The following is a 23,165-nucleotide window of genomic DNA, read 5'->3' on the forward strand; positions in this document are numbered from 1 at the left end:
CGATGCGCTCATTCCGCATCGAACTTGTCCTTGAGTTGCGCGAGGGCCCGATAGGCCTTCTGCAGATCCTTCTCCACGGAGCTCAAGCTTATCCCCAGTTCGCGAGCAATCGCTGCCTGGCCGAGCCCATCCAGCCGGTAGCGTCGGAAAATCTGATCGACTCGCGGGCCGAGCGCAAGCAGCGTCTGCTCGGCCTCGCGCAGTCGCTGGCGCGCGATCAGCACGCGCTCGCCCTGCGGCGCATCGTCGCTGTTGGCCAGGTCCTGCCATTCATGCTGGCGCCGGTCGCGGCTCAGCGAGGCACGCTGGCGGTCGCGCAGCACATTCTCGGCGGCGCGGAACAGGTAGGAGACCGGGTCGGCGACCGGCCGCGCCTCGGCGCCCGAGATCTTGTGCCACAGGTCCTGCAGCACGTCCTCGGCGTCGTCCCCCGCCCCGCGCGCGGCAAGGAAGCGCAGCAGCCGCGGCCGCTCGCTCTCGAGCACGCGCTGCAAGCCGCTGGTCGACGCGAGAGAGGTCATGCCCGATGCCAAAGCATTGCGCGCTTCTCTTGCCAAGCCTTGGCTGAGAGATGGCGCAATTGCGGCGACGGAAAGGAGCTCAGGCACCCGGCCGCCGCCGATAGACGACTCGGTTGCGCCCCCCCACCGGCACCTCCAGCGCGGGCGCATAATCGCGTGCCAGCAGCCCGGTCATGTAGTGCAGCACCTCGGGATTGAGGTCGCGGTCGGGCCGGGTGTTGGCGACGACGAATTCGGGCCGCGCCGCCATGATCCGCTTCACCTCGGCCATCGGATCGGCGCCGATCGCCCGCGATTCGCGGGTCAGGCTCAGATGGCTCGGGAACGGCCAGCGTGTCGGCAGGCAGCTGCCGGTCAGCCGGTAGAGCGCCGGCTCGCCGTCGAAGACGTACAGGCAGTCCTTGAGCTGCGGCCGGATGAAGTCGGCCATCTGCTCCACCTGCGGCCCCCAGCCCCGGGACCGGCGATTCTCGTTGACGATCTGCAGCGAGATCAGCGTGACCAGCGCCATCATCGCGATGCCGGCGGGGATCCGCCAGCGCGTCCGGCCCGAGGCGAGCACCAGCCCCGCTGCGCCGTCGCCGAACCACGCCGCGGCGAGCACGCAGAGCGGTGCGATCAGCGGCAGGGCATAATGGTCGAACCAGGTGCCGAACAGCAGCACCCCCACGATCGCCGCGATCGCCCAGCCGTCGAGGAAGCGCCGCACCTCGTCGCTCGCCGGGCGCGCCATGCCGCGCCCCAGCCAGGCGGCGAGCCCGAGCGGCACCAGGCAGGCGATCATCCAGCCGAGCCGCTTGAGCGCGATGCCCAGCCCGTCCGAGCTGCGCTCGAGGATCGACAGGAAATTGGCCTGGACGAAGGCTTCGCCCTGCCCGATCGAGGCATACCAGCCCCAGGCGGCGAGCGTCGGCAGCAGCGCCGCGGCGATCCAGGCCAGCGCCATCGCGCCCAGCATCGTCCAGCCGAGTCCGCGCTTGCGCCCCAGCCAGAGCAGCGCCAGCCCGAAGAACACGCCTTCGAACAGCGCGGTGTATTTCACCTGCATCGCCGCGCCGGCCAGCAGCATGACGAGCAGCCCGCCCGCAAAGGAGACCGCATCGAAGTTCGGCCGCCGCACCACGCCGACCATCGCCCAGGCGCCGAGCGCGACGAACAGGTTGTAGAAGACCGGCGACTGCCCGCCCTCCCCGCCGAAGATGCCGAGATAGAGGATATAGACCACGCCCGCCGCCGCCGCACCGTGCGGGCCGGCAAGGTTGCGGGCTATCCGCGCGACCACCAGCGCGGTCGCCACCGCGAACAGCGTCGCGACGATCTGATATTCGATCACCCCGGCACCGCCGAGCAGCCGGATCGCGGCATAGATCAGGAACAGCCCGATCGGCTTGCGGTCCCAGATATCGACATAGGGCAGCGCGCCTTGCAGCATCCGGTCGCCGGTCAGCAGGTAGAATTCGTCATCGACCTGCACCACCGGATTGCCGAACTGTGCCGCGCGCGCCGCCACCGCGACGACGAGCAGCAGCGCGGCGAGCAGCGCGGGATTGCCCACCCAGGCTCGCGTCGCGGCGGCAAGCCGTGCCGTCCACGGCACGTGCTCGGGCTCGACCAGGCGAAGCTGGCGGAAGGTAGAAGCCTCGGGCCAGGCCCGGGCTGGAGAACGCTGCATACTCACGACCCGATAAATGGCTGCAGGTCGTGACGGAGCCCCGGCGGCGATTCCGCAACGCGAACGCGACTAAACGGGTCGCCAGGACGATGGGCGGCCTGGGCTGCCCCTAACCCAGCCGATAGGGCCTCTCCGGCACGGGCACCGGCGCGCCCGGCGCCGGCTTCTCCAGCGGCACCGCCCCTGCCAGGCCGGTCCCGCTCACGTCGAACAGGCTGAGCAGCGGCCCCTCTTGCCCGGTCACCGCGATGTCGCGCAGCTTCGCGCCGCGGACATGCGCCAGCGCGATCCCCTTGCCGCAGGTGCCGCGGATGCCGGCCAGCACCAGCCCCTCCAGCGGACGCTCGGGATCGATCTCGCGGCCGTCGACCAGCATCGGCACGCCGTGCACCCGCACGTCCGAAAAGGCGAAGCGCGCCACCCTGGGCCGCCCCGCCAGTCCCTGCACCGGATATTCGTCCTGCTTGCCGCTGCTCAGGAAATTGAGCCGCAGGAAGCCCTGGCCGACGCCCGACACCTCGAGGTCGCGCATGACGATGTCGGTGATGAAAGCCCCGCGCCCCGGCCGGCTCTTGACATAGACCGCATGCGTCTTCGCGCCCAGGAAGCGGCAGCGCTCGACCAGCACCCCGGCGATCCCGCCCGAGGTCTCGCTGCCGATGCCGATGCATGCCCAGTGCGCGTCGCGGAAGCTGCAGTCGGAGATGCGCACGTCGCGCGTCGGCCGGGCGATGCGGTTGCCCTCCTCGCCCCGGCCCGACTTGATCGCGATGCAGTCGTCGCCGGTGTCGAAGCTGCACCGCTCGATCACCACCCGCTCGCAGGAATCGACGTCGATCCCGTCCGCCCCGCCCTCGACCACCATGTCGCTGAAGCGGATATCGCTGCAGAAGATCGGGTGGATCGACCACATCGCATTCTGCCGGGTGAAGACCTCGCGGACGTGGACGTGCCGGCACGAGACCAGCTCGATCAGCGCCGGGTTGCGGTTGCCGGTGGCGCGGTCGATCCGCGTGTCGATCGCCGGATTGCCGAGGATGCGCCCCTTGCCCGCGATGCCGAGATGCTCGGCATTCTCGGCGGAGATCAGGCCGATATGGCCCCGGACGAACTTGCCTTCCCAGCGCACCTGGCGCAGCGGATAATCGGCCAGGTCGGGCGAGCCGAGGATCGTCGCCCCCTCCAGTACGCGCAGCAGCGTCTTCGATCCGATCGTGATCGCGCCGGTCAGCCAGGTCCCGGGCGGCACCGCCACCTCGCCCCCGCCGAGCATCGCGCAGCGGTCTAGCGCCTGCTGGAAGGCCAGCGTGTCCTTGCCGCCATCGCCTTTCGCGCCGAAATCGCGCACATCGAGCGAGACGCCCGTGGCCGGGGCACCGTCACGCCCGGCCCGCGCCAGCGGCACCGCGCCCGCCACGCCCAGCCCGCCGGCCAGCTTCAACACCGCACGCCGCTCCATGCCCTCTCCTCTCGCTATCGGTGCCGAGCCTAGCGCATGACACCGGTAACATCGAGAGGGTGCAGCTCAACTCCGCGGCGGCTTGGCGTAGGGTACGAACGCGTCCAGCCCGACCCAGCCGGTCGTCATCCGGATGCCGGTGTCGTAGAGCTTCACCACGTCGATGCTGCACAGCTGCGAGGTGAAGGTCTCGGTCACCAGCACGTCGGTCCAGTCGAGCGATTCCGCGCCGCTCCTGGGCCGGTTCACATAGATGGTGCCGTTGTTCATCTCGTAGACGATCGCAGTGCGGTCGATGATCCGCGAGGAGCGGATGTTGCGCAGCTGAATGCAATCCACGGGCTTTCCGGCGGTGCGGCCGGCAATCGCCTTGGCGAGCTCGGCCTCGCCGTCACGCGGCGCCGCGGCGGCCGGCACGGCCAGCGCTGCGAGCAGCGAGGCGCCGAGCAGACTCATCGAGATCCTGTTCATGGCTCAGTCCTTTCGATCCCCCTTCAGGGGGATGACGGAGTATATAGGCACGAACCGTATCTACATCATCGGGCGAGCGCCGGAAATCGTCTCGCGATCCGCGCTCACGCTTCGGCATTCTCCAGCCTGGCGGCCGCATCGGCCACGCTATAGTCGCTGCGCGCTGCCACCGATGCCGCGCCGGCGGCATGGAGCAGGTCGCGCACCCGGTCGTGCATCCGGGCGTAATGGACGCGGAAGCCCTTGGCCTGCATCGCCCGGTCGAAATCGAGCAATGCGTCGAGCGCGGTGCTGTCGATGTCGATGCTCTCCTCCAGGCTGATCACCACGGCCCGCACGCCCGGCTGGGCGAGGGTGCGCGCGGCGATCTCGGCGAACATCCGCTCGGCATTGGCGAAGAACAGCGGCGCCGCCGGCCGCCAGATCGCGATGCCGGGGATCGGTCTGGCCTCGGGATGGCGATCGGCATCGACGAAGTTGTGGCTGTCGCCCAGCCGGCCGAGCCGCCCGAGCTGCGCATTGCCGAAGCGCTGCACCAATGCCGCGAGCGACAGCAGGATCGCGCAGAGCATCCCGTCGAGCACACCGAGCAGCAGCACGCCCAGCGCGGCTGCCAGCGCGATATATTGGTCGCGGTCGAGCGCCCAGAGCCGCCGCAGCGGGCGCGGGTCGAGCGAATGGGCGAGCGCGGCGATCACCACCGCGGCCAGCACCGGCTGGGGCAGCAACGCGACCAGCGGCATGGCGAACAGCACCAGCGCGCCCAGCGCCGCCGCCGCGATCGCGCCCGCCACGCGCGATCCGGCTCCCGCTGCCTCGTTCGCCGCGCTGGCCGAGAGCCCGGCACCGACCGGCATGCCCTGGACCAGCGCCGCGCCGAGATTGGCGAGGCCGAGTGCGCGCAGCTCGCGGCCGGGATCGAGCATGTCGCCATGGCGGAGCGCCAAGGCGCGCATCGTCCCCCAGCTCTCGGCGAGCAGGATCAGCGCCAGCGGCACGGCAAGCTGCGCCGCCTCCAGCATCCGGGCATAGGAAAGTGCCGGCAGCGCCAGCGCTTCCGGCGTCAGCACGATCGGCCCGACCACCGCCACGCCGTGCCCGGCAAGATCGAGCAGGCCCGATGCTCCGACGCCCGAGACCAGCACGATCAGCGCGCCCGGCACCATCGGCAGGCGGCGCAGCACGAGCAAGATCGCCAGCGCGACCAGCCCCACCGCCAGGCTCAGCCAGTGCCAGTGCGGCGCGGCCCGCAGCACCGCGATGCCCGTCTCGATCAGGTTGCCGGCGGGCGGGTGCGTGCCGGTCAGCACCGGCAGCTGCTTCACGCTGATCGTGATCGCCAGCCCAAAGGCGAAGCCGCGCAGCACCGGGTGCGAGATGAAGCCGGTCAGCCCGCCCAGCCGGCCCGCCCAGGCCACCAGGAACAACAGGCCCGTGATCGCCACCGCGCTCACCATGAACAAGGTGCGCATCCCCTCCCCCGCCGGCAGCGTCGCCAGCGAGGCGGCAAGGATCGCCGCGGAGGAGGAGGTCGCGGAGACGATCGCGAAGCGGCTGCGCCCGGCCAGCGCATAGACCAGCGCCCCGGCAATCGCGGCAAGGATCGCATGCCCCGGCGCGACGCCGGCGATCGAGGCATAGGCCACCGCCTCGGGCAGCATCAGCCCCGAGATGGCAAGCCCCGCAACGATGTCGGCACGAATCTTCAAACAGCCCTCCCGGAGCCGGCCATGCTGCGCCCGGCCGCAGCGGATGGGAAGCGAGATCAAGTTCCCCTCCCTGAAAGGGAGGGGCTAGGGGTGGGTTAGGAAAAGCCGGGCTCGATGCCCGGGTTTTCCTTTCTTCACTGCAGATTGGCCGGGCTCGCTGCGCTCGCAACCCACCCCCGACCCCTCCCTTTCAGGGAGGGGAGCAAGAAGCTACCGCAACTGCCTTTTCTCCAGCTTCCGCGCCAGCGTCCGCCGGTGCATCCCCAGCCGCCGCGCGGTCTCGGAGATGTTGAAGTCCGTCTCCACCAGGGTCTGGTGGATATGCTCCCACTCCACCGTCTTGATCGACGAAGGCCGGCTGGCGAGCGGCGCATCGACATCGCCTTCCTCGCGCCCGAACGCCGCCTCGATATCGTCGGTGTTGGACGGCTTGGCGAGATAATAGGACGCGCCCAGCTTGATCGCCTCCACCGCCGTCGCGATGCTGGCAAAGCCGGTGAGCACGACGATCTTCATCCCGGCATCGGCCGCGCGCAGCGTCTGCACGCAGACCAGCCCCGAAGCGCCGCCCAGCTTCAGGTCGACCACCGCATAGGCCGGGTGGAACTGCTCCATCAGCGCGGTCAGGTCCTCATGGCTCGCCGCCACCTCGACCATGTATCCGCGCCGCTCGAACGAGCGCCGCAGCGTCCGGGCGAAGGACTCGTCGTCCTCGACGATCAGCAGCTTGCGAACCGCGCTCATGCCTGTTCCTCCCCGCCCCGGGCGATCGCGTCAAGCGGTAGGCGGATGCGCACCAGCGCGCCGCGCGGCACCCGGTTCTCCGCCTCGGCGGTGCCGCCCAGCTTGCGCAGCACGTTCACCAGCAGGAACAGGCCCAGCCCGCCGCCCGCCTTGCCCTTGCTCGATCGATAGGGCTGGCCGAAGCCCGCCAGCATCTCGGGCGCGAAGCCCGGGCCGCGGTCGGCGACTTCGATCACCATCTCGTCGCGGTCGCGCAGCAAGGTGATGCCGATCCACTCGGGCGAGACCTCGGCGGCATTGTCGATCACGTTGCTCAGCACCTGGCGCAGCGCGGTGTCGGAGACGATCGCCAGGTCCGGCCCGAACCGGTCGGCATATTCCAGCGTGCCGGTCAGCCGGCTGTCGCGCCAGTCGGCGACCAGGTCGTCGAGGAAATGGCGCACGGTGGTGAATTCCGACGCGATACCCCGCGCCTCGCCGGCCGAAGCCAGGATGCCGCTGACGATCGTCTTGCAGCGCGCCACCTCGGCCTGCATGTCGGCGACGTCCTGCGCCAGGTCCTTGTCGCCGGCGATGCGCGGCATGTGCTGCCAGTCGCCCAGGATCACCGACAGCGAGGAGAGCGGCGTGCCCAGCTCGTGCGCCGCACCGGTGGCGAGCAGACCCATGCGGACGATATGATCCTCCTCCGCCGCGCGCTGGCGGATCGCGGCGCGCTCGGCATCGCCTTCGCGCAGGTTGCGGGCGATGCGGGTGATCAGCAGCACCAGCAGCACCGCGATCAGCGCGAAGCAGATCAGGCTGCCGGCCAGGTAGAGGCGGAACGGGTCGCGCGAGCTCGGCGGCAGGTCGAGCGGCACCGGGTTGATCGCGATGGTGAACAGCGCGAGGCTCGCCGCGCCGACGATCATCCAGCTCGATCCCGGCTGGAGCAGCATCGCCCCGGTCACCACCTGGAGCAGGAACAGGAAGGCGAAGGGATTGGCGAGGCCGCCGGTGAAGTGGAGCTGCCAGGCCAGCGCGCCGACATCGGCGAGCATCGCCACGGTCAGCTCCCAGTTGGTGATCGCGGCGCGCCGGTCGAGCAGCGGATAGGTCGCCAGGTTGATCCCCGCCAGCAGCAGCGGGGCGATGAACAGCGGCACCAGCGGCAGGTGCACGCCCATCACGAAATGGACGAAGCCGATCGTGGCGAGCTGGCCGCCCACGGCGATCCAGCGCAGCTGGACGAGCAGCCACATGTTGCGCCGTCCGGGGTCGGTGTCCTCCAGCCCCCCGGCGTGGATCATGCGGCGGCTCCGCGCCGCCAGCCGATGAACCAGGCGCCCCACAGCGCCATGGCGGCGAGGCCGAACCAGGTCAGCGCATAGACCAGGTGGTTGTCGTTGAAGCGTATCACGGTCAGCCCGCCCGCCGGCCAGCCGCCGGGATTGGGCGTGGCGTCCGCGTCGATGAAATAGGGAGCGACCTGTCCGAGCCCATGGGCGGAGGCGATAGCCGCGACGTCACGCGAATACCAGCGATTGGCCTTGGGGTCGTTCGAGCGCAGGAAGCCGCCGCCCGGCTCGGTGACGCGCAGCAGGCCAGTCACCTGCATATAGTCCGGCCCGGCGGGGATGCGCTGGCGCATGGTGTCGGGGATGAAGCCGCGATTGACCAGCAGGGTGAAGTCGCGCGTCCGGAGCGGGGTCATCACCCAATAGCCCGATCCGCGTTCGGTCACCGCCTTCACCAGCGTGGCGCGGTCGTTGAGCAGGGTGCCGGTGGCGGTGACGCGGCGATAGGCGTCGGTCCTGGCGGTGATCCCGCTCCAGGCATCGGGACCCGGCGCGGCGGCCGGAGCGGCGTGGATGCGGGCATCCACCGCCGCGATCAGCTCATGCTTCCAGGCCCGGCGCTCGAGCTGCCAGATGCCGAGCCCGGCCAGCAGCCCCGCGCAGACGAGCATCGCCGTGGCGATCACCCATCTCGCGCGGGGCCGCGGGTCGTCCGTCACGGAAGCTGGCTCGGGTCCATCATCGGCATCATGTTCGCGTTCAGGTGGTACATCACCCACAGCGAACCCGACAGCATGATCGCCACCACGATGATGGTGAACACCAGAGCGGTCATCGTCCAGCCACCCTCTGCGCTCGGCTTGAGGTGGAGGAAATAGACCATGTGGACCAGGATCTGGATCACCGCGAAGCCCATGATCGCCGCGGCGGTGACGCCGTTCGAGAAGGGACGCTCCATCACCAGGTAGAAGGGGATCGCGGTCAGGATCACCGACAGCACGAAGCCGATGACATAGTCGCGCATCGAGCCGTGCGGGATCTCGACGCCATGGCCGTGATCGCCATGATCCCCGTGTGCGTGCGCGTCGTGCGCGTGCGGATCGTGGCTCATCGCAGCATTCCCATCAGATAGACAAAGGTGAAGACGCCGATCCAGATGACGTCGAGGAAGTGCCAGAACAGGCTCAGGCAGGCCAGGCGGCGCTGGTTGGCGGCGGTCAGGCCGAAGCGGCTCACCTGCACCATCAGCGTGATCAGCCAGATCGAGCCGAAGGTGACGTGCAGCCCGTGCGTGCCGACCAGGGTGAAGAAGCTCGACAGGAACGCGCTGCGCCAGGGGCCGGCGCCCTCATGGATCAGCTCGCTGAACTCGTAGAGCTCGATGCCGAGGAAGCAGCCGCCGAACACCAGGGTGATCGCCAGCCAGATCAGCACCTGGGTCTTGTTGCCCTTCGCCATGCCCAGCATCGCGAAGCCATAGGTGATCGACGAGAACAGCAGCATCGCCGTGTTCAGCGCGACCAGCGGCAGGTCGAACAGGTCCTTCGGGCCGGGGCCACCGGCGAAATTGCCGCCGAGCACGGCGTAGCAGGCGAACAGGATCGCGAAGATGAGGCAGTCGCTCATCAGGTAGATCCAGAAGCCCAGCATCGTGCTGTAGCCTTCCGGGTGCGGATGCTCGTCGAAGTCGTAGAAGCGGACCGGTTCGTCCGCGGCGGGGATCGTCGTGGTGCTCATCGATCAGGCTCCGGCAAGCTGGCGCGTGCGCGCCGCCTCGGTCTCGGCCACGGTTTCGGCGGGAATGTCGAAATCGCGGTTGTAGTTGAAGGTGTGGAAGATCGCGCCGCCGATCAGGGCGACGAAGCTCACCCCGACCAGCCACCAGATGTGCCAGATCAGCGCGAAGCCGATCAGGGTGCTGATGCCGGCCAGGATCACGCCCGCGCCGGTGTTGCTCGGCATGTGGATGTCCTTGAAGCCGGTGAGCGGACGCTCGCAGCCGCGGCTCTTCATGTCGTACCAGGCATCCAGGTCGTGGATGACCGGGGTGAAGGCGAAGTTGTACTCTGGCGGCGGCGACGAGGTCGCCCACTCCAGGGTACGGCCGCCCCACGGGTCGCCGGTCACGTCCTTCAGTTCCTCGCGCTTCCAGATGCTCACCGCGAACTGGACCAGCATCGCGCCGATGCCGGCGGCGATCAGGGCAGCGCCGAGCGCCGCGACGACGAAGAAGATCTGCAGGCTGGGATCGTCGAACACCCGCATGCGGCGGGTCACGCCCATCAGGCCCATGATGTAGAGCGGCAGGAAGGCGAGCCAGAAGCCGGGGACCCAGCACCAGAAGCTCACCTTGCCCCAGAACTCGTTCAGCTTGAAGCCGAAGGCCTTGGGCCACCAGAAGTTGATCGCCGCGAACAGGCCGAACAGCACGCCGCCGATGATCACGTTGTGGAAGTGGGCGATCAGGAACAGCGAGTTGTGCAGCACGAAGTCGGCAGGCGGGATGGCGAGCATCACGCCGGTCATGCCGCCGATCGCGAAGGTCAGCATGAACGCGATCGTCCACATCATCGGCAGCTCGAAGCGGATGCGGCCGCGATACATCGTGAACAGCCAGTTGAAGATCTTGGCGCCCGTCGGGATCGAGATGACCATCGTCGTGATGCCGAAGAAGCTGTTGACGCTGGCGCCCGAGCCCATGGTGAAGAAGTGGTGCAGCCAGACGAGGTACGACAGGATCGTGATGACGATCGTGGCGTAGACCATCGACGAATAGCCGAACAGCTTCTTGCCCGAGAAGGTCGAGGTGACTTCCGAGAACACGCCGAACAGCGGCAGGATCAGAATGTAGACCTCCGGGTGGCCCCAGATCCAGATCAGGTTCACGTACATCATGGCGCTGCCGCCAAAGTCGTTCGTGAAGAAGTTGGTGTGGGCGTAGCGGTCGAGGCCGAGCAGCGCGAGCACCGCGGTCAGCACCGGGAAGGACGCGACGATCAGCACGTTGGTGCAGAGCGAGGTCCAGGTGAACACCGGCATCTTCATCAGCGACATGCCGGGCGCGCGCAGCTTGAGGATCGTCACGATCAAGTTGATGCCGGAGAGCGTCGTGCCGACACCCGCCACCTGCAGCGCCCATAGATAATAGTCGACGCCGACCCCGGGGCTGTAGAGGATTCCCGAAAGCGGCGGATAGGCCAGCCAGCCGGTCTGGGCGAACTCGCCGACGAACAGCGAGGCCATCACCAGCACCGCGCCGCCCGTCGTCATCCAGAAGCTGAAGTTGTTGAGGAACGGGAACGACACGTCGCGCGCGCCGATCTGCAGCGGCACGATGTAGTTCATCAGGCCGGTGACGAACGGCATCGCCACGAAGAAGATCATGATCACGCCGTGGGCGGTGAAAACCTGGTCGAAGTGATGCGCGTTCAGGTATCCCTCGGACCCGTTGAACGCGAGCGCCTGCTGGAGGCGCATCATCAGCGCGTCGGCAAAGCCGCGCAGGAACATCACGAGGCCCAGGATCATGTACATGATCCCGATCTTCTTGTGGTCGACACTGGTGAACCAGTTCTTCCACAGATAGCCCCAGAGCTTGAAATAGGTGAGCGCGGCGACGAGGCCGATGCCGCCGAGCGCGACGCCACAGAAGGTGGCGACGACGATCGGCTCGTGCAGCGGCAGCGCGTCGAGCGACAGCTTGCCCAGGATCGGGCTAACGGGTGCGGGTTGCGGGATCATATCTGCTTCGCAATCAGGAGAAGGGCCGCGGCCGGGTTTCGGACGCGACGCTGGGAGCGATCGGAGTAGGCTTGGCCGAGGGCTGCTTGAGGCCCGCGCCGGTGAGCGTTGCCTGCTTCACCGGCTTGGCCGTCTGGGGCTTGGCACCGACGGCGACGTCCTGCTGGTCGGCGCAGAGCTCGCCGACGAAGCTCTTGCCGCCATGCATGTGCGTGCCGGTGGCGCTGGTCTTGTCCTCGGTGTGGTGGACATTGTGCAGCCCGGCCTTGCCCGTGCCGCCCTGAGCATCGAGCATCATCATCTGGTGCATGCACATCTTGCCCTGCTGCACGCACATGTTGACCACCCGGTCGAACAGCCCCGCCTCGACGCCGGCGAAGCGGCGGACCGGCTCGCCTTCGCTCGGGCGCTCGAGCTGGAGATAGCCGGCGCGGTCGAGATTGCCGCCCGCCTTCTTGGCCTCGGCCACCCAGGCGTCGAAGCCGGCCTGGTCCAGGCTGTGCGCCTTGAAGCGCATCTTCGAGAAGCCGTGCCCGCTATAATTTGCCGACAGGCCCTGGAACACGCCGGTCTTGTCGAACACCGCGTTCATCGGCGTCTCCATCGCCGGCATGGCGTAGATCTGCCCGGCCAGCGCGGGGATGTAGAAGGAGTTCATCACCGACGAGGCCGAGATCCGGAAGCGGATCGGGCGGCCGACCGGGGCCGCCATCTCGTTCACCGTGGCGATGCCCTGCTCGGGATAGATGAACAGCCACTTCCAGTCGAGCGCGACGACCTGCACCTCGAGCGGCTTCACATTGGCCGCCACCGGCTGGTTCGGGCCCGTGCGCGACAGCGGCCGGTACGGATCGAGCAGGTGGGTGCTCACCCAGGTGATCGCGCCCAGGCAGATGATGATCAGCAGCGGGGCCGACCAGATCACCAGCTCCAGGCTGGTCGAGTGATCCCAGTCCGGCGAATAGGTCGCTTCCTTGTTCGACTCGCGGTAGCGCCAGGCGAACAGGACGACCAGCGCCATCACCGGCACGATGATCAGCAGCATCAGCAGCGTCGAGACGATCACCAGGTCGCCCTGTTGACGGGCGACGTCGCCGGCGGGGTTGAGCACGACCATGTCGCATCCGCACAACAGCGCGAAAGCCGGCAGGGTCAGCAGCGCACGGAGGCGTGCGGAGAGCGGACGGGGTCTAGGCATGGCGGGCGCCTAGGCGTCTCATGTTGCAGCGCACATAGGACATTTTGTCCAATCCCCGCTTTGTCTGCTATGACGCAAATGCGCCGCGCCGGGAACTACCCGGCCCTCCATGGCATTAGGAAACGCGCTTGCGCGGCGCGTGTTGCAGAAAGTTCCAATTCGATGAGCGGCGATACCGTCCCCACCCTTGAAGCCGAACGGGATGCACGCGTCCTCAACGCCTCGCACGGCCACGGAATCCATCCGGGCGAGATCGCGATCGGCGTGATCATCGGCCGCACCTCCGAATTCTTCGACTTCTTCGTCTACGCCATAGCCTCTGTGCTGGTGTTCCCGAAGCTGTTCTTTCCCTTCCTCGATCCGCTGCAGGGCACGCTCTGGTCGTTCGCGATCTTCGCGCTGGCCTTCATCGCCCGTCCGTTCGGCACGCTGATCTTCACTGCCGTCGACCGCGCCTATGGCCGCGGCGCCAAGCTGACGATCGCGCTGTTCCTGCTCGGCGGCTCGACCGCGGCGATCGCCTTCCTCCCCAGCTATGCCGATGCCGGCATCACGGCGGCCTTGCTGCTCGCGCTGTTCCGCATGGGCCAGGGCGTCGCGCTCGGCGGCTCGTGGGACGGCCTCGCCTCGCTGCTCGCGCTCAACGCGCCGGAGAACAAGCGCGGCTGGTATGCGATGATCCCGCAGCTCGGCGCGCCGCTCGGCCTGTTCGTGGCCAGCCTGCTGTTCGCCTTCTTCGTCAGCGCCCTGCCGGCCGAGGACTTCCTGGCCTGGGGCTGGCGCTATCCGTTCTTCGTCGCCTTCGCGATCAACGTGGTGGCGCTGTTCGCCCGCCTGCGCATCGTGGTGACCCCGGAATATGCCCGCCTGTTCGAGGATCGCGAGCTCCAGCCCGCGCCGATCTCGGAGACGGTGCGCGCCGACTGGCGGATCGTGGTGATGGGCGCCTTCGCCCCGCTCGCCAGCTTCGCGATGTTCCACATGGTCACCGTGTTCCCGCTGTCCTGGGTGTTCCTCTACACCCAGAACAGCCCGGTCGACTTCCTGGTGATCGAGGCGGTGGCCGCCGTGGTCGGCACGATCGCGATCGTCCTCTCGGGCACGCTGGCCGATCGCGTCGGCCGCCGTACCCTGCTCGGCAGCTCGGCAGTCGCGATCGCCGTGTTCAGCGGCTTCGCCCCGCAGCTGCTCTCCGCCGGCGAGCTGGGCGAGATCGTGTTCATGCTGTTCGGCTTCGCGCTGCTCGGCATCTCGTTCGGCCAGTCCTCGGGCGCGCTGTCGTCGATGTTCCAGAAGTCGCACCGCTACACCGGCTCGTCGCTGACCTCGGACCTCGCCTGGCTGTTCGGCGCCGCCTTCGCCCCGCTGATCGCGCTGTGGCTAGGCGCCGAGTTCGGCCTGCTCGCCGCCGGCGCCTACCTCCTCTCGGGTGCGATCGGCACCCTGGTCGCCCTGTGGTTCAACCGCGAGCTCGCCAAGACGATCGATTGATCCGGACACTCCGGACGGAAAACGAGAGAGCCGGCAGCCCCCAGGGGGTTGCCGGCTCTTTTCGTTTGGGGAAGCGGGGGACCCCTCCCATCCCTACTCCGTCATCCCGGCGAAAGCCGGGATCTCAGGCGATGGCGCAGAACGCGGGACAGGAGTCGCACCAGATTCCGGCTTTCGCGGGGATGACGGTAAGGGCGGTATCACAGTCTAAAGCCCCTCCCCTTCAGGGGAGGGGTTTGGGGGGGGGCATGTGTCTCACCGAGACCGGAAGCCCGCTGACAGGCCCCCCCCCCAACCCCTCCCCTGAAGGGGAGGGGCTAGCCAAGCCTCACTTCGTCCCCGAAGGCACCTTCTGCGGTACGCCCTCCGGCACCGGCAGCCCGAAATCGGGCCGCCCGTCCGCGGTCCAGCCGAACTTCTGGATGTGCGGTGCGCGCTTCAGCGTACACTTCATCCCCGCCGCCGAATTGGCGTGGTAGATGATCCAGTTCTCCTTGCCGTCGGGCGACTTGAAGAAGCCGTTATGGCCGGTCGCGTACACTCCGTTCCCCTTGTGAAGCACCGGCACGGGCGACTTGCTCCAGGCCTTGGGATCGAGCGGGTTCGCGCCCGGCGCCGCACGCAGCAGCCCCAGCGCATAGTCGTCGGACCAGCAGGGGCTCGCCGAATAGGTCAGGAACAAGTCGCCCTTGGGGCCCTGCAGGAATTCGGGCCCTTCCAGGATCTGGCGGCCGTCGAGCCGTTCCCAGGGCTGGTCGGGCATGGCGATCACCTGCTCCTTGCCCTTGAGCGTCCAGGGGTTCGCCATCTCGGCGATCGCAAGGCCCGAGTCCGGGCCGAGATAGGGCGAATAGACGAAATAGCGCTTGCCCCTGTAGGCGAAGCTGGTGCCGTCGATCCCGGCATGGGCGGTGTTGATCCGGCCGCGGTCGATCCAGGTCCCGCTGAGCGGATCGGACGCCTTGTTCTCCAACACGAACACTGCCCGGTGGGCGTCGTCGCTGAAACCGCTTGCGGTGGCGGTATAGTAGAGGAACCAGCTCTTGCCGATGCGGTGCAACTCGGGCGCCCACACCAGATGCGCGTTCGGCCCCTCCTTGGGGGGCGTCCACACCAGCTTGCGCTCGGCATGGGCCAGGTCCGCGATGTTCCGCGTCCGGTGGAGCGTGATGCCATCGCGCTGGGTGTGCATGTAGTAATAGGTGCCGTCGACCTGGGTGATCCAGGGGTCGGGCCCCGAGGGGAGCAGCGGGTTGGTATAGGTGGTGCCAACTTCCGTGGCCGGAGCGTCCTGCGCGGATACGGTCCCGGTGCCAAGGCACAGGGCCGCGCCGATCATCGCCCCGGTCCAGAGGCTGCGCTTGGTCATCTCGTCTCTCCCATTATCTGAGATGACTTATCATATAATATTGGCGCCGGAGCAACCCGCCGGCGCCACCTTGGCGAACTTAGGTGTCCGCGTCAGTCCGCCAGCGCCGCCACGAAGGCCCGGGCGTTCGTCCCCACCTGCTCGGCGGTCATCCCCACCTTGTACAGCGCCGAACCGAGCCCGAAGCCGGGCGCACCGGCGGCCCGCCAGGGCGCCATGGTGTCGGGGGCGATGCCCCCCACCGGCAGCACCCGCGCCTCCCTGGGGAGGACGGCGCGCATCGCCTTGAGAACATTGGGACTTGCCGCCTCGGCCGGGAACAGCTTGAGCGCCGTCGCGCCGGCCTCGAGCGCGGCGAAGGCCTCGCTCATCGTGAAGATGCCGGGCAGCGAAACCAGCCCCCGCGCGGCGCTGGCGGCGATGACCTTGAGGTTGGCGTTGGGCGAGATGATCATCGTGCCCCCGGCGGCCTCGACCGCGGCGACCTGCTCCACGGTCAGGACTGTGCCGGCGCCGATCTGGGCCCGCCCCGCGAACCGCTTGGCCAGCCGGGCGATGCTGTCGAGCGGATCGGGCGAGTTCATCGGCACTTCGATCAGGGTAAAACCAGCGGAAACAAGCGCTTCGCCGATATCCTCGACCTCGTCCGGCTTCACCCCGCGCAGGATGGCGACCAGCGGGCAGCGGGCGAAGGCGGTGTCGAAGGCGGCGATATGGCTCATGTCATGCTCCCGATTGCGATGATTCCGGCGATGAAGGCGGCGTGGCTGTCGACCAGCACGGCGCGGCGCCCATGCGCCTCGATCGCCGCGACATAGAGACCCCCGAGCATGCGGTCGGCAAGGATATGGACTTCGTCATGTCCCACCCGCTCGAGCCGGGCGGCGACGTCGCTGCCGATCAGCAGCCCACTGGCATAGCTCGCCGCGTCGGTATCGGCCCGCTCGCCCAGCAGCTTGGCGGCGCGGATGCCGAACAGCGAGGCGGCGAGGTCGCGCTTGCGCCCCTCCTCCACCCCGTCGAGGAACGCCCGGCCCGGCGTCACCTCGTCGCTAAGCTGCGAGGAAAGCAGGCCATATTTGCGCAGGAGCGCGAACAGCTCGCCGGTCATCGCGGTGGTGAAGCCGGCGATGCGCCCGCTCTCCATCTCCGCCCATTTGCAGTGCGTGCCCGGCTGGGCGAGCAGCGAATTCCCCGGCACCAGCCCGGCCGCGACCGCGCCGAGCAGCTGGACCTCCTCGCCCCGCATCACGTCCGCCGGCCCGGTGACCGAGACCCCGGGGACGATCGCGGTGCGGTCGTCGATCCGCAGCAGGTTGGCGGCAAGGTCCTCGATCCCGGCCGGCGTCGGCACATAGGGCGCCGCCTGCCAGCCGATATTCGATCCGACCATGCCCGCCATCAGCATCGGCAGGTCGCCGAACCGCTCGCGGATTCCCGCCGCCTCGGCCGCGAAGTCGCCTACCGAGGTGACGCCGCGGTCGTCCCGCTCGGTACGGACGACCTGGCCGCCCTCGACCAGGAAGACGCGCCTGTTGGTCGTCCCCCAGTCGACGGCAAGGAAGGTGCCGGAGAAGCTCACCACCACACCGCGTACAGCGCGATGAGGATCAGGATCACGCCCACGCCCGCCACGTTGAACACGTTCGGCGTCTTGAAGCTGACGCCCTCCATGGTCACGCGATTGGCGTCGCCGCGCCCCTTGAAGGCAAGGCTCACGATCATCGCCAGCGCCAGGCTGACCAGGAAGACGAACAGCATGCGGTTCATGAACGGGAACAGCCAATCGTTGAAAGCATCGGGCAGAAAGGCCGAGGGAATCGTCTTCTTGAGGAGGAACGAGAGCGCCACCGACGTCACCGCCGCGACGATCGCGCCCGCTTCGGTCGCCCGCTTCCAGAACAGGCCGAGCAGGAAGATCACCGTGATGCCCGGGGTGAAGAAGCCCGAGAATTCCTGGATGAACTGGAAGGCCTGGTCCGACTGGCCGATCAGCGGCTTGGCGGCGATGATCGCGATCACCACGGCGACCGCGGCGACGATGCGGCCGACCAGCACGAGATGCTTTTCCTGCCCGGTCTTGCCGGTGCCGTTCTCGCCGCGCGTGTTGATCCCCCGGGCCTTGGCGTAGAGGTCGAGGGTGAAGATCGTGCCGATCGAATTGATCTTGGAGGCGGTCGATGCGATGATCGCGGCGACGAGCGCTGCGAAGACCAGGCCGAGCAGGCCCGGCGGCAGCAGCTTGAGCATCGTCGGATAGGCTTCGTCGCCCACCGCCAGGTTCGGCGCGAGCATCACCGCGGCGATGCCCGGCAGCACGATGATCACCGGCATCAGCAGCTTGAGGTACGCCGCGAGCGTGATGCCCTTCTGCGCCTCGCCCAGGCTCTTCGCCGCCAGCGCACGCTGGATGATATACTGGTTGAAGCCCCAATAGCTCAGGTTCGCGATCCACATGCCGCCGACCAGCACGGCGATGCCGGGCAGGTCCTTGTAGAAGGGATTGTCGGGCGAGAGGATCATGTCGAACTTCTCGGGATGCGCGTTCATCAGCGTGTGGAAGCCGGCGAACACGCCCTGCCCGCCGCCGATCTGGTCGAGCGTCAGGTACGAGACGATCAGCCCGCCCATCACCAGCAGCGTCACCTGGACGATGTCGGTCAGCGCCACCGCCTTGAGGCCGCCGTACAGCTGGTAGAGCAAAGCGAAACCCCCGAGCCCGATCAGCGCCGCGGTCTGGTCGACGCCCGCCACCTTGTGCACCGCGATCGAGCCGAGCCAGATGATCGAGGTCAGGTTCACGAACACGTAGAGCGCGAGCCAGAACACCGCCATCAGCACCGGCAGCACCTTGCCGTACCGCTGCTCGAGGAACTGCGGCATGGTGTAGATCTGGTTCTTGAGGAAGATCGGCAGGAAATATTTGCCGACGATCAGCAAAGTCAGCGCCGCCATCCACTCGTACGACGCGATCGCCAGGCCGATCTTGTAGCCCGATCCGGCCATGCCGACGATCTGCTCGGCAGAAATATTCGCTGCGATCAGCGATGCGCCGATCGCCCACCAGGGCAGCGCCTTGGAGGCGAGGAAATAATCCGACGTATCCTTGGCATGGCCCGCCTTTTCGCGGCTAACCCATTGCGCAAGGCCGAAGATTCCGATGGCGTAGATGACGACCACGATCAGGTCGATTTGCGACAGACTCGTCACGGGCACTCCCTCCCTCAGCGCCGCGCGCTATTGGGCGGCCTTGATGGTTCATTTATCGTATTAATTGGTCTTGTCTAGCTACGAGTTTGGGATACAGCTAGGAAGCAGAGGGCAAGCGACGATCGTCGCCTCGACAGAAAAGGAAAACCCGCGCGTGGCAACGTCTTTATCCAGGTCCAGCGACGAGATGCGGCCCCAGCTCGGCCGCAACCTCACCTATGGCCTGCTCGACCGGCTGGGCCGGGCGATCGTCACCGGCCAGTATGAGAGCCAGCCCTTCCCCACCGAGGCCGAGCTGACCAAGCAGCACGGCGTCAGCCGTTCGGTTACGCGCGAGGCGGTGAAGATGCTCACTGCCAAGGGCCTGCTCAGCGCCCGACCGCGCCAGGGCACGGTGGTCGAGCCGACCTCGTCCTGGAACCTGTTCGACACCGATGTGCTGCGCTGGCTGCTCGAGCGGCAATTCTCGGTCGATCTGCTCAAGCAGTTCAACCAGCTCCGCGTCGCGATCGAGCCCGAGGCCGCCGCGCTCGCCGCGCGCTTCGCCGATGATGGCGACATCACCGTGATCGGCGAGGGCCTCGCCCGCATGGAAGCCGCCGAGAAGGGCCTGGACGACACGCTGGAGGCGGACATCGCCTTCCACGTCTCGATCCTGCGCGCCTCGGGCAACCCCTTCTACGTCCAGTTCCGCGACGTGGTCGGCACCGCGCTGCGCACCTCGATCCGCTTCACCAACCGGGTGAAGGGCCGCACCGCCAATGTCGCCGATCACGGGCGCGTGCTCGAGGCGATCAAGGCCCGCGACCCCGATGCCGCCCGCATCGCCATGCGCGCGCTGATCTCCGACGTGCTCGAGCTGATCGACACCTACGAGAACACCGCGGGCTGAACTCTCCAGGCCAGGACTGGCCCCCGCCAAATCCGTCACCCCGGCCTTGTGCCGGGGTCCACCGGGAGGCGAGTCATGGACAAGAGGCTCACCCGCGTGACGGGAGGCTTAGTGGACCCCGGCACAAGGCCGGGGTGACGCAGGAGGGGCCGGCGCCCCTTCTCCATCTCAGTCCATCTTGATCGGCAGGATCGAGCCGTCCTTGCCGAAGGTCACCGAGGTGATCGCGACGCGGCGCGAGCCGGTATAGGGGCCGTCGTGCGGCTGCCCTTCCCAGCGGTGATAGGCGATGTACCAGCGCCCGTCCTTGGGATCGCGCAGGAAGGCGTGGTGGCCCGGCCCCTTGTACTTGGCGTCGCTCACCAGGATCGCCCCGCGATATGTCCACGGCCCCACCGGCGTCGACGCCGTGGCGTAGTGCACCGAATAGGTCGTGTCGCGGAAATTGCCCGAGGAATAGGACAGGTAATAGGTGCCCTTGCGCTCGAACATGAACGAACCCTCGGTGAAGTGCGGCGGGGTCTTCACCTTCACTTCGCGGTCGATGCTGACCATGTCGGGCTTGAGCAACCACACCCGCAGCGTAGAGCCGGCGCTGCCGCCGGCATAGAGGTAGCGCTTGCCGCTCTTGGGATCGGTGAACACCGCCGGATCGATCGCCTCGAAGCCATGGCCGCCGTCACCCACCAGCGGCTTGCCGCTGTCCTTGCACGGCCCCGCCGGCCCCTCACAGGTCGCCACGCCGATGCGGCTCGGCGTCGGGTTCTGCGGGCCGATCGAATAGTAGAAATAGTAGCGCCCGTTCGCGCGGACCATGTCCGGCGCCCACAGCCGATGCTCGGGCGCCTTGTCGTCATTGATCCAGGGGATCATTGAATGGTCGAGGAGGACGGGCCCCTTCTCCCATTTCCGCATGTCGAGCGAATGCCAGGCGACCAGGGTCTTCCCGCCAAAGGTCGGGTAGAGCCAGTACTGGCCCTCCGCGACCTCGAAGTCGGGATCGGCGCCGTCGAAGAAGGACGGCGCGTCCTGGGCATGCGCGGGCAGCGCGGCGAGGACGAGCCCCGCCAGCGCCGCCTTCACCAGGTGCCGCATTACTTCGCGGCCGGAGCCGCCGGAACCACGCCCTTGGGCGCCGCCGACATCCGCTTGATCAGATCGACCTCGGCCTGGCGATAGGGCCTGCCGTCGAAATACAGGATGTCGTGGAACCAGATGGTCGGCTCGTCGAAGGTATAGGGCTTCTTCCAGCTGTCCCAGGGCAGACGCGTCTGCATCTTCCCGTCGACGAAGCCCCAATTGTACATCGCGATGTTGAGCTTCTTCGCGATCGGCAGCGAGCCGTCGAATGTCGAGCCGTTGCCCCGCGCCATATATTCGGTGCACCAGACCGGGCGGCCATAGCTGAGCATCTGCCTGGCCCGCTTCTCGAAGGTCTCGGGCCAGTTGTAATCGTGGAAGCTCAGCACGTCGGATTCGGCGATCTGGATCTTCTCGACCGCGTCGAGCTTGCTCTGGTCGTCCCAGTTCTCGCCGATCCACACGCCCGAGGTGAGCGGCTGGATCGGATCGGCCGAGCGCGCCGCCGCGAACATCCGCGGGAGCAGCGTCGCGACGTATTTGTTCTTGTCCTTGGTCGGCTTGTAGCTGCCGCCGCCGCCATTGTTCGGCTCGTTCCAGACGTCCCAGCCGATCACGCGCTCGTCCTTGGCGAAGGTCGTCACCAGGTCCTTCACATAGGCCTCTAACTTGCCGTACTGCGACACGTCCTTGAGCCGAGCCTCGCCCGGCGACTGGACCGAGCCCGAATTGTGCACGCCCGGGATCGGCGGATGCTGCGGCCCGGCGACCGGGTTCGGATCCCAGCAGCTGTCGAAGAAGATCCACAGCGTCTTGATCTTGTGCTTCGCCGCGATCGTCATGAACTCGTCCATCCGGCGCTTCAGGCCGGCGGCGTCGGTTTCCCAGAGCAGGTGGTGCAGGTTCACCCGCATCACGTTCATGCCCATTGCCTCGGCCCAGCCGAGTTCCAGGTCTATGCGCTTGGGATCCCAGGTCTCGGCCTGGAACATCTCGAGCTGGTTGATCGCGGTGGCCGGCGTGTAGTTGGCACCGACCTGCCAGGGCTGCTTGGCGTGCCAGGCATTGGCCTGGGCCGCAGTCCACTGGTCACGCGCAATGGCCGGGGTCGCCGCGAGCATCGTCGCGGCGAGGAACAGGATTCTGGTCTTCATTGCATCCTCTCTCAGCGCTTGGCCGCCTGACCCGTGGTCAGGCGATAGGTCATCACGTTGCGATAGGTCTGGCCCGGCGCGAGGCGCGCGTCCGGGAACCCCTTCTGGTTGGGCGAGTCCGGGAATATCTGCGGCTCCATCACGATGGCATCGCCTTCGCGATAGACCTTCTTCGACTTGCCGTAGGACGTGCCGTCGAGGAAGTTGCCCGAATAGAATTGCAGGCCCGGCTGGTTCGACCACAGCTCGAAGCCGCGGCCCGAGGCGGGGTCGTAGACCTTGGCCATCAGATGCTGGGTCTTGGTGACTTCGCGGCCGATCACCCAATTATGGTCGTAGCCGCGGCCCCAGACGATCTGCTGGTCGCTGGCGTCGCGGACGCGCAGGCCCACGGCAGTCGGCTTGCGGAAGTCGAACACGGTGCCGGCGACGGGCTTGAACTCGCCGGTCGGGATCGCGCCGTCGTCGGTCGGCAGATAGGTCTGCGCCGGGATCGTCACGACATGCCCCATCGCCCCGTTCGACGAGCCCTCGCCCGACAGGTTCCAATAGGCATGGTTGGTCAGGTTCGCGATCGTCAGCTTGTCGGTGGTCGCGCTGTACTCGATCGTCAGGTTGTTCTGCTCGTCCAGCGAATAGGTCGCGTCCACGGTCATCGTGCCAGGATAGCCCTGGTCGCCGTCCGGACTGACATAGCGCAAGGTCACCGAAGCGGTCGGGCCGTTCTTCACCGAGACGACGTCCCACAGCACCTTGTCGAAGCCGGTGGTGCCGCCATGCAGCGAGTTCTTCCCGTTGTTCACCGGGGTCTGGTAGGTCTGGCCGTCGAGCGTGAAGCGGCCCGCCGCCAGGCGGTTGCCGAAGCGGCCGACGATCGGGCCGAAATATTGCGGCTTGGCCAGATACTGGTCGATGCTGTCATAGCCCAGCGCGACATCGGCCTTCTTGCCGTTGCGGTCGGGCATGATCACCGACTGGATCGTCGCGCCCCAGGCGATGATCTTCGCCGAGACGCCCTTGGCGTTCGACAGCGTCACCGCCTCGACCGAACGTCCATCAGGCAGCTTGCCGAAGCTGCCGCGCTTCGCGGTCGCTGCCTCGGCGTTCGATGCGAGCGCGCAGGCGAGCGCCGCTCCCACAAGCAATGCGTTCTTCCGCAGGGTCATCCCTTTCCTCC

General features: G+C 67.5%; 21 protein-coding genes. 2 read left to right on the forward strand and 19 right to left on the reverse strand.

The window, feature by feature from the left end; genetic code table 11:
• Window positions 1-8: 8 nt before the first annotated feature.
• From ACEN8G_RS14225 to cyoA, 12 genes are all read right to left on the reverse strand, one after another.
• A complete protein-coding gene (locus ACEN8G_RS14225; protein ID WP_413416337.1) occupies window positions 9-521 on the reverse strand; it encodes an RNA polymerase sigma factor in 513 nt (170 codons plus the stop codon).
• A gap of 79 nt (window positions 522-600) precedes the next feature.
• On the reverse strand, window positions 601-2,193 hold the full coding sequence (locus tag ACEN8G_RS14230) for an ArnT family glycosyltransferase (RefSeq protein ID WP_413416336.1): 1,593 nt from the start codon (window positions 2,191-2,193) through the stop codon (window positions 601-603).
• A 109-nt stretch (window positions 2,194-2,302) separates the two neighbouring features.
• A complete protein-coding gene (locus ACEN8G_RS14235) occupies window positions 2,303-3,652 on the reverse strand; it encodes a glycoside hydrolase family 28 protein (RefSeq protein WP_413416335.1) in 1,350 nt (449 codons plus the stop codon).
• Between the two features lie 66 nt (window positions 3,653-3,718).
• A complete protein-coding gene (locus tag ACEN8G_RS14240; RefSeq protein ID WP_413416334.1) occupies window positions 3,719-4,123 on the reverse strand; it encodes a hypothetical protein in 405 nt (134 codons plus the stop codon).
• Window positions 4,124-4,227: 104 nt separating this feature from the next.
• Entirely contained in the window at window positions 4,228-5,832 is a 1,605-nt protein-coding gene (locus tag ACEN8G_RS14245; protein ID WP_413416333.1) for a SulP family inorganic anion transporter, read from the reverse strand.
• 210 nt (window positions 5,833-6,042) lie between these two features.
• Window positions 6,043-6,576 (reverse strand): response regulator transcription factor, encoded by a 534-nt coding sequence (locus ACEN8G_RS14250; RefSeq protein WP_413418480.1) that lies wholly within the window; start codon window positions 6,574-6,576, stop codon window positions 6,043-6,045.
• Window positions 6,573-7,865, reverse strand: coding sequence for an ATP-binding protein (locus ACEN8G_RS14255; protein ID WP_413418478.1), 1,293 nt, complete (start codon window positions 7,863-7,865; stop codon window positions 6,573-6,575). The genes ACEN8G_RS14250 and ACEN8G_RS14255 overlap by 4 nt, the downstream gene beginning before the upstream one ends.
• Window positions 7,862-8,524: an SURF1 family protein gene (locus ACEN8G_RS14260; RefSeq protein ID WP_413418482.1), complete on the reverse strand. Its 663-nt coding sequence runs from the start codon at window positions 8,522-8,524 to the stop codon at window positions 7,862-7,864. The genes ACEN8G_RS14255 and ACEN8G_RS14260 overlap by 4 nt, the downstream gene beginning before the upstream one ends.
• A gap of 44 nt (window positions 8,525-8,568) precedes the next feature.
• Window positions 8,569-8,964, reverse strand: a complete 396-nt coding sequence (gene cyoD / locus ACEN8G_RS14265; protein WP_413418476.1) for a cytochrome o ubiquinol oxidase subunit IV — start codon at window positions 8,962-8,964, stop codon at window positions 8,569-8,571.
• Window positions 8,961-9,590 (reverse strand): cytochrome o ubiquinol oxidase subunit III, encoded by a 630-nt coding sequence (gene cyoC / locus ACEN8G_RS14270; protein ID WP_307120100.1) that lies wholly within the window; start codon window positions 9,588-9,590, stop codon window positions 8,961-8,963. The genes cyoD and cyoC overlap by 4 nt, the downstream gene beginning before the upstream one ends.
• A 3-nt stretch (window positions 9,591-9,593) precedes the next feature.
• Entirely contained in the window at window positions 9,594-11,594 is a 2,001-nt protein-coding gene (gene cyoB / locus ACEN8G_RS14275) for a cytochrome o ubiquinol oxidase subunit I (RefSeq protein ID WP_413418473.1), read from the reverse strand.
• Window positions 11,595-11,607: 13 nt separating this feature from the next.
• The gene (gene cyoA / locus ACEN8G_RS14280) at window positions 11,608-12,792 is read right to left on the reverse strand and encodes a ubiquinol oxidase subunit II (RefSeq protein WP_413418471.1); all 1,185 of its coding nucleotides are present in this window, start codon (window positions 12,790-12,792) and stop codon (window positions 11,608-11,610) included.
• 162 nt (window positions 12,793-12,954) lie between these two features.
• Here cyoA and ACEN8G_RS14285 point away from each other — a divergent pair, with 162 nt between their 5' ends.
• Entirely contained in the window at window positions 12,955-14,283 is a 1,329-nt protein-coding gene (locus ACEN8G_RS14285) for an MFS transporter (RefSeq protein WP_413418469.1), read from the forward strand.
• A gap of 328 nt (window positions 14,284-14,611) precedes the next feature.
• Here ACEN8G_RS14285 and ACEN8G_RS14290 read toward each other — a convergent pair whose 3' ends face one another.
• From ACEN8G_RS14290 to ACEN8G_RS14305, 4 genes are all read right to left on the reverse strand, one after another.
• A complete protein-coding gene (locus tag ACEN8G_RS14290; RefSeq protein ID WP_413415923.1) occupies window positions 14,612-15,652 on the reverse strand; it encodes a family 43 glycosylhydrolase in 1,041 nt (346 codons plus the stop codon).
• Between the two features lie 92 nt (window positions 15,653-15,744).
• Window positions 15,745-16,374 carry a 2-dehydro-3-deoxy-6-phosphogalactonate aldolase gene (locus ACEN8G_RS14295; RefSeq protein WP_413415924.1) on the reverse strand — a complete coding sequence of 210 codons (630 nt, stop codon included), beginning with the start codon at window positions 16,372-16,374 and terminating at the stop codon, window positions 15,745-15,747.
• Window positions 16,371-17,234 (reverse strand): 2-dehydro-3-deoxygalactonokinase, encoded by an 864-nt coding sequence (locus ACEN8G_RS14300; protein ID WP_413740593.1) that lies wholly within the window; start codon window positions 17,232-17,234, stop codon window positions 16,371-16,373. Before ACEN8G_RS14300 ends, ACEN8G_RS14295 begins: the two co-directional genes overlap by 4 nt.
• Window positions 17,231-18,862 carry a sodium/sugar symporter gene (locus ACEN8G_RS14305; RefSeq protein ID WP_413415926.1) on the reverse strand — a complete coding sequence of 544 codons (1,632 nt, stop codon included), beginning with the start codon at window positions 18,860-18,862 and terminating at the stop codon, window positions 17,231-17,233. The genes ACEN8G_RS14300 and ACEN8G_RS14305 overlap by 4 nt, the downstream gene beginning before the upstream one ends.
• A gap of 187 nt (window positions 18,863-19,049) precedes the next feature.
• On the opposite strand from ACEN8G_RS14305, the gene ACEN8G_RS14310 reads away from it, so the two are divergent.
• Window positions 19,050-19,754, forward strand: a complete 705-nt coding sequence (locus tag ACEN8G_RS14310; protein ID WP_307120092.1) for a FadR/GntR family transcriptional regulator — start codon at window positions 19,050-19,052, stop codon at window positions 19,752-19,754.
• A 168-nt stretch (window positions 19,755-19,922) separates the two neighbouring features.
• Here the strand turns inward: ACEN8G_RS14310 and ACEN8G_RS14315 are convergent, their stop codons facing one another.
• The 3 genes from ACEN8G_RS14315 to ACEN8G_RS14325 are packed head-to-tail and all read right to left on the reverse strand — an operon-like array spanning window position 19,923 to window position 23,154.
• Window positions 19,923-20,849: a family 43 glycosylhydrolase gene (locus ACEN8G_RS14315; protein ID WP_413415927.1), complete on the reverse strand. Its 927-nt coding sequence runs from the start codon at window positions 20,847-20,849 to the stop codon at window positions 19,923-19,925.
• On the reverse strand, window positions 20,849-21,988 hold the full coding sequence (locus ACEN8G_RS14320) for a cellulase family glycosylhydrolase (protein ID WP_413415928.1): 1,140 nt from the start codon (window positions 21,986-21,988) through the stop codon (window positions 20,849-20,851). The genes ACEN8G_RS14315 and ACEN8G_RS14320 overlap by 1 nt, the downstream gene beginning before the upstream one ends.
• An 11-nt stretch (window positions 21,989-21,999) precedes the next feature.
• Window positions 22,000-23,154: an aldose epimerase family protein gene (locus ACEN8G_RS14325; protein WP_413415929.1), complete on the reverse strand. Its 1,155-nt coding sequence runs from the start codon at window positions 23,152-23,154 to the stop codon at window positions 22,000-22,002.
• Between the last annotated feature and the right edge of the window lie 11 nt (window positions 23,155-23,165).

The sequence above is a fragment of the Sphingomonas sp. Sphisp66 genome (assembly GCF_047324325.1).
In the GTDB taxonomy this organism is placed as follows: domain Bacteria; phylum Pseudomonadota; class Alphaproteobacteria; order Sphingomonadales; family Sphingomonadaceae; genus Sphingomonas.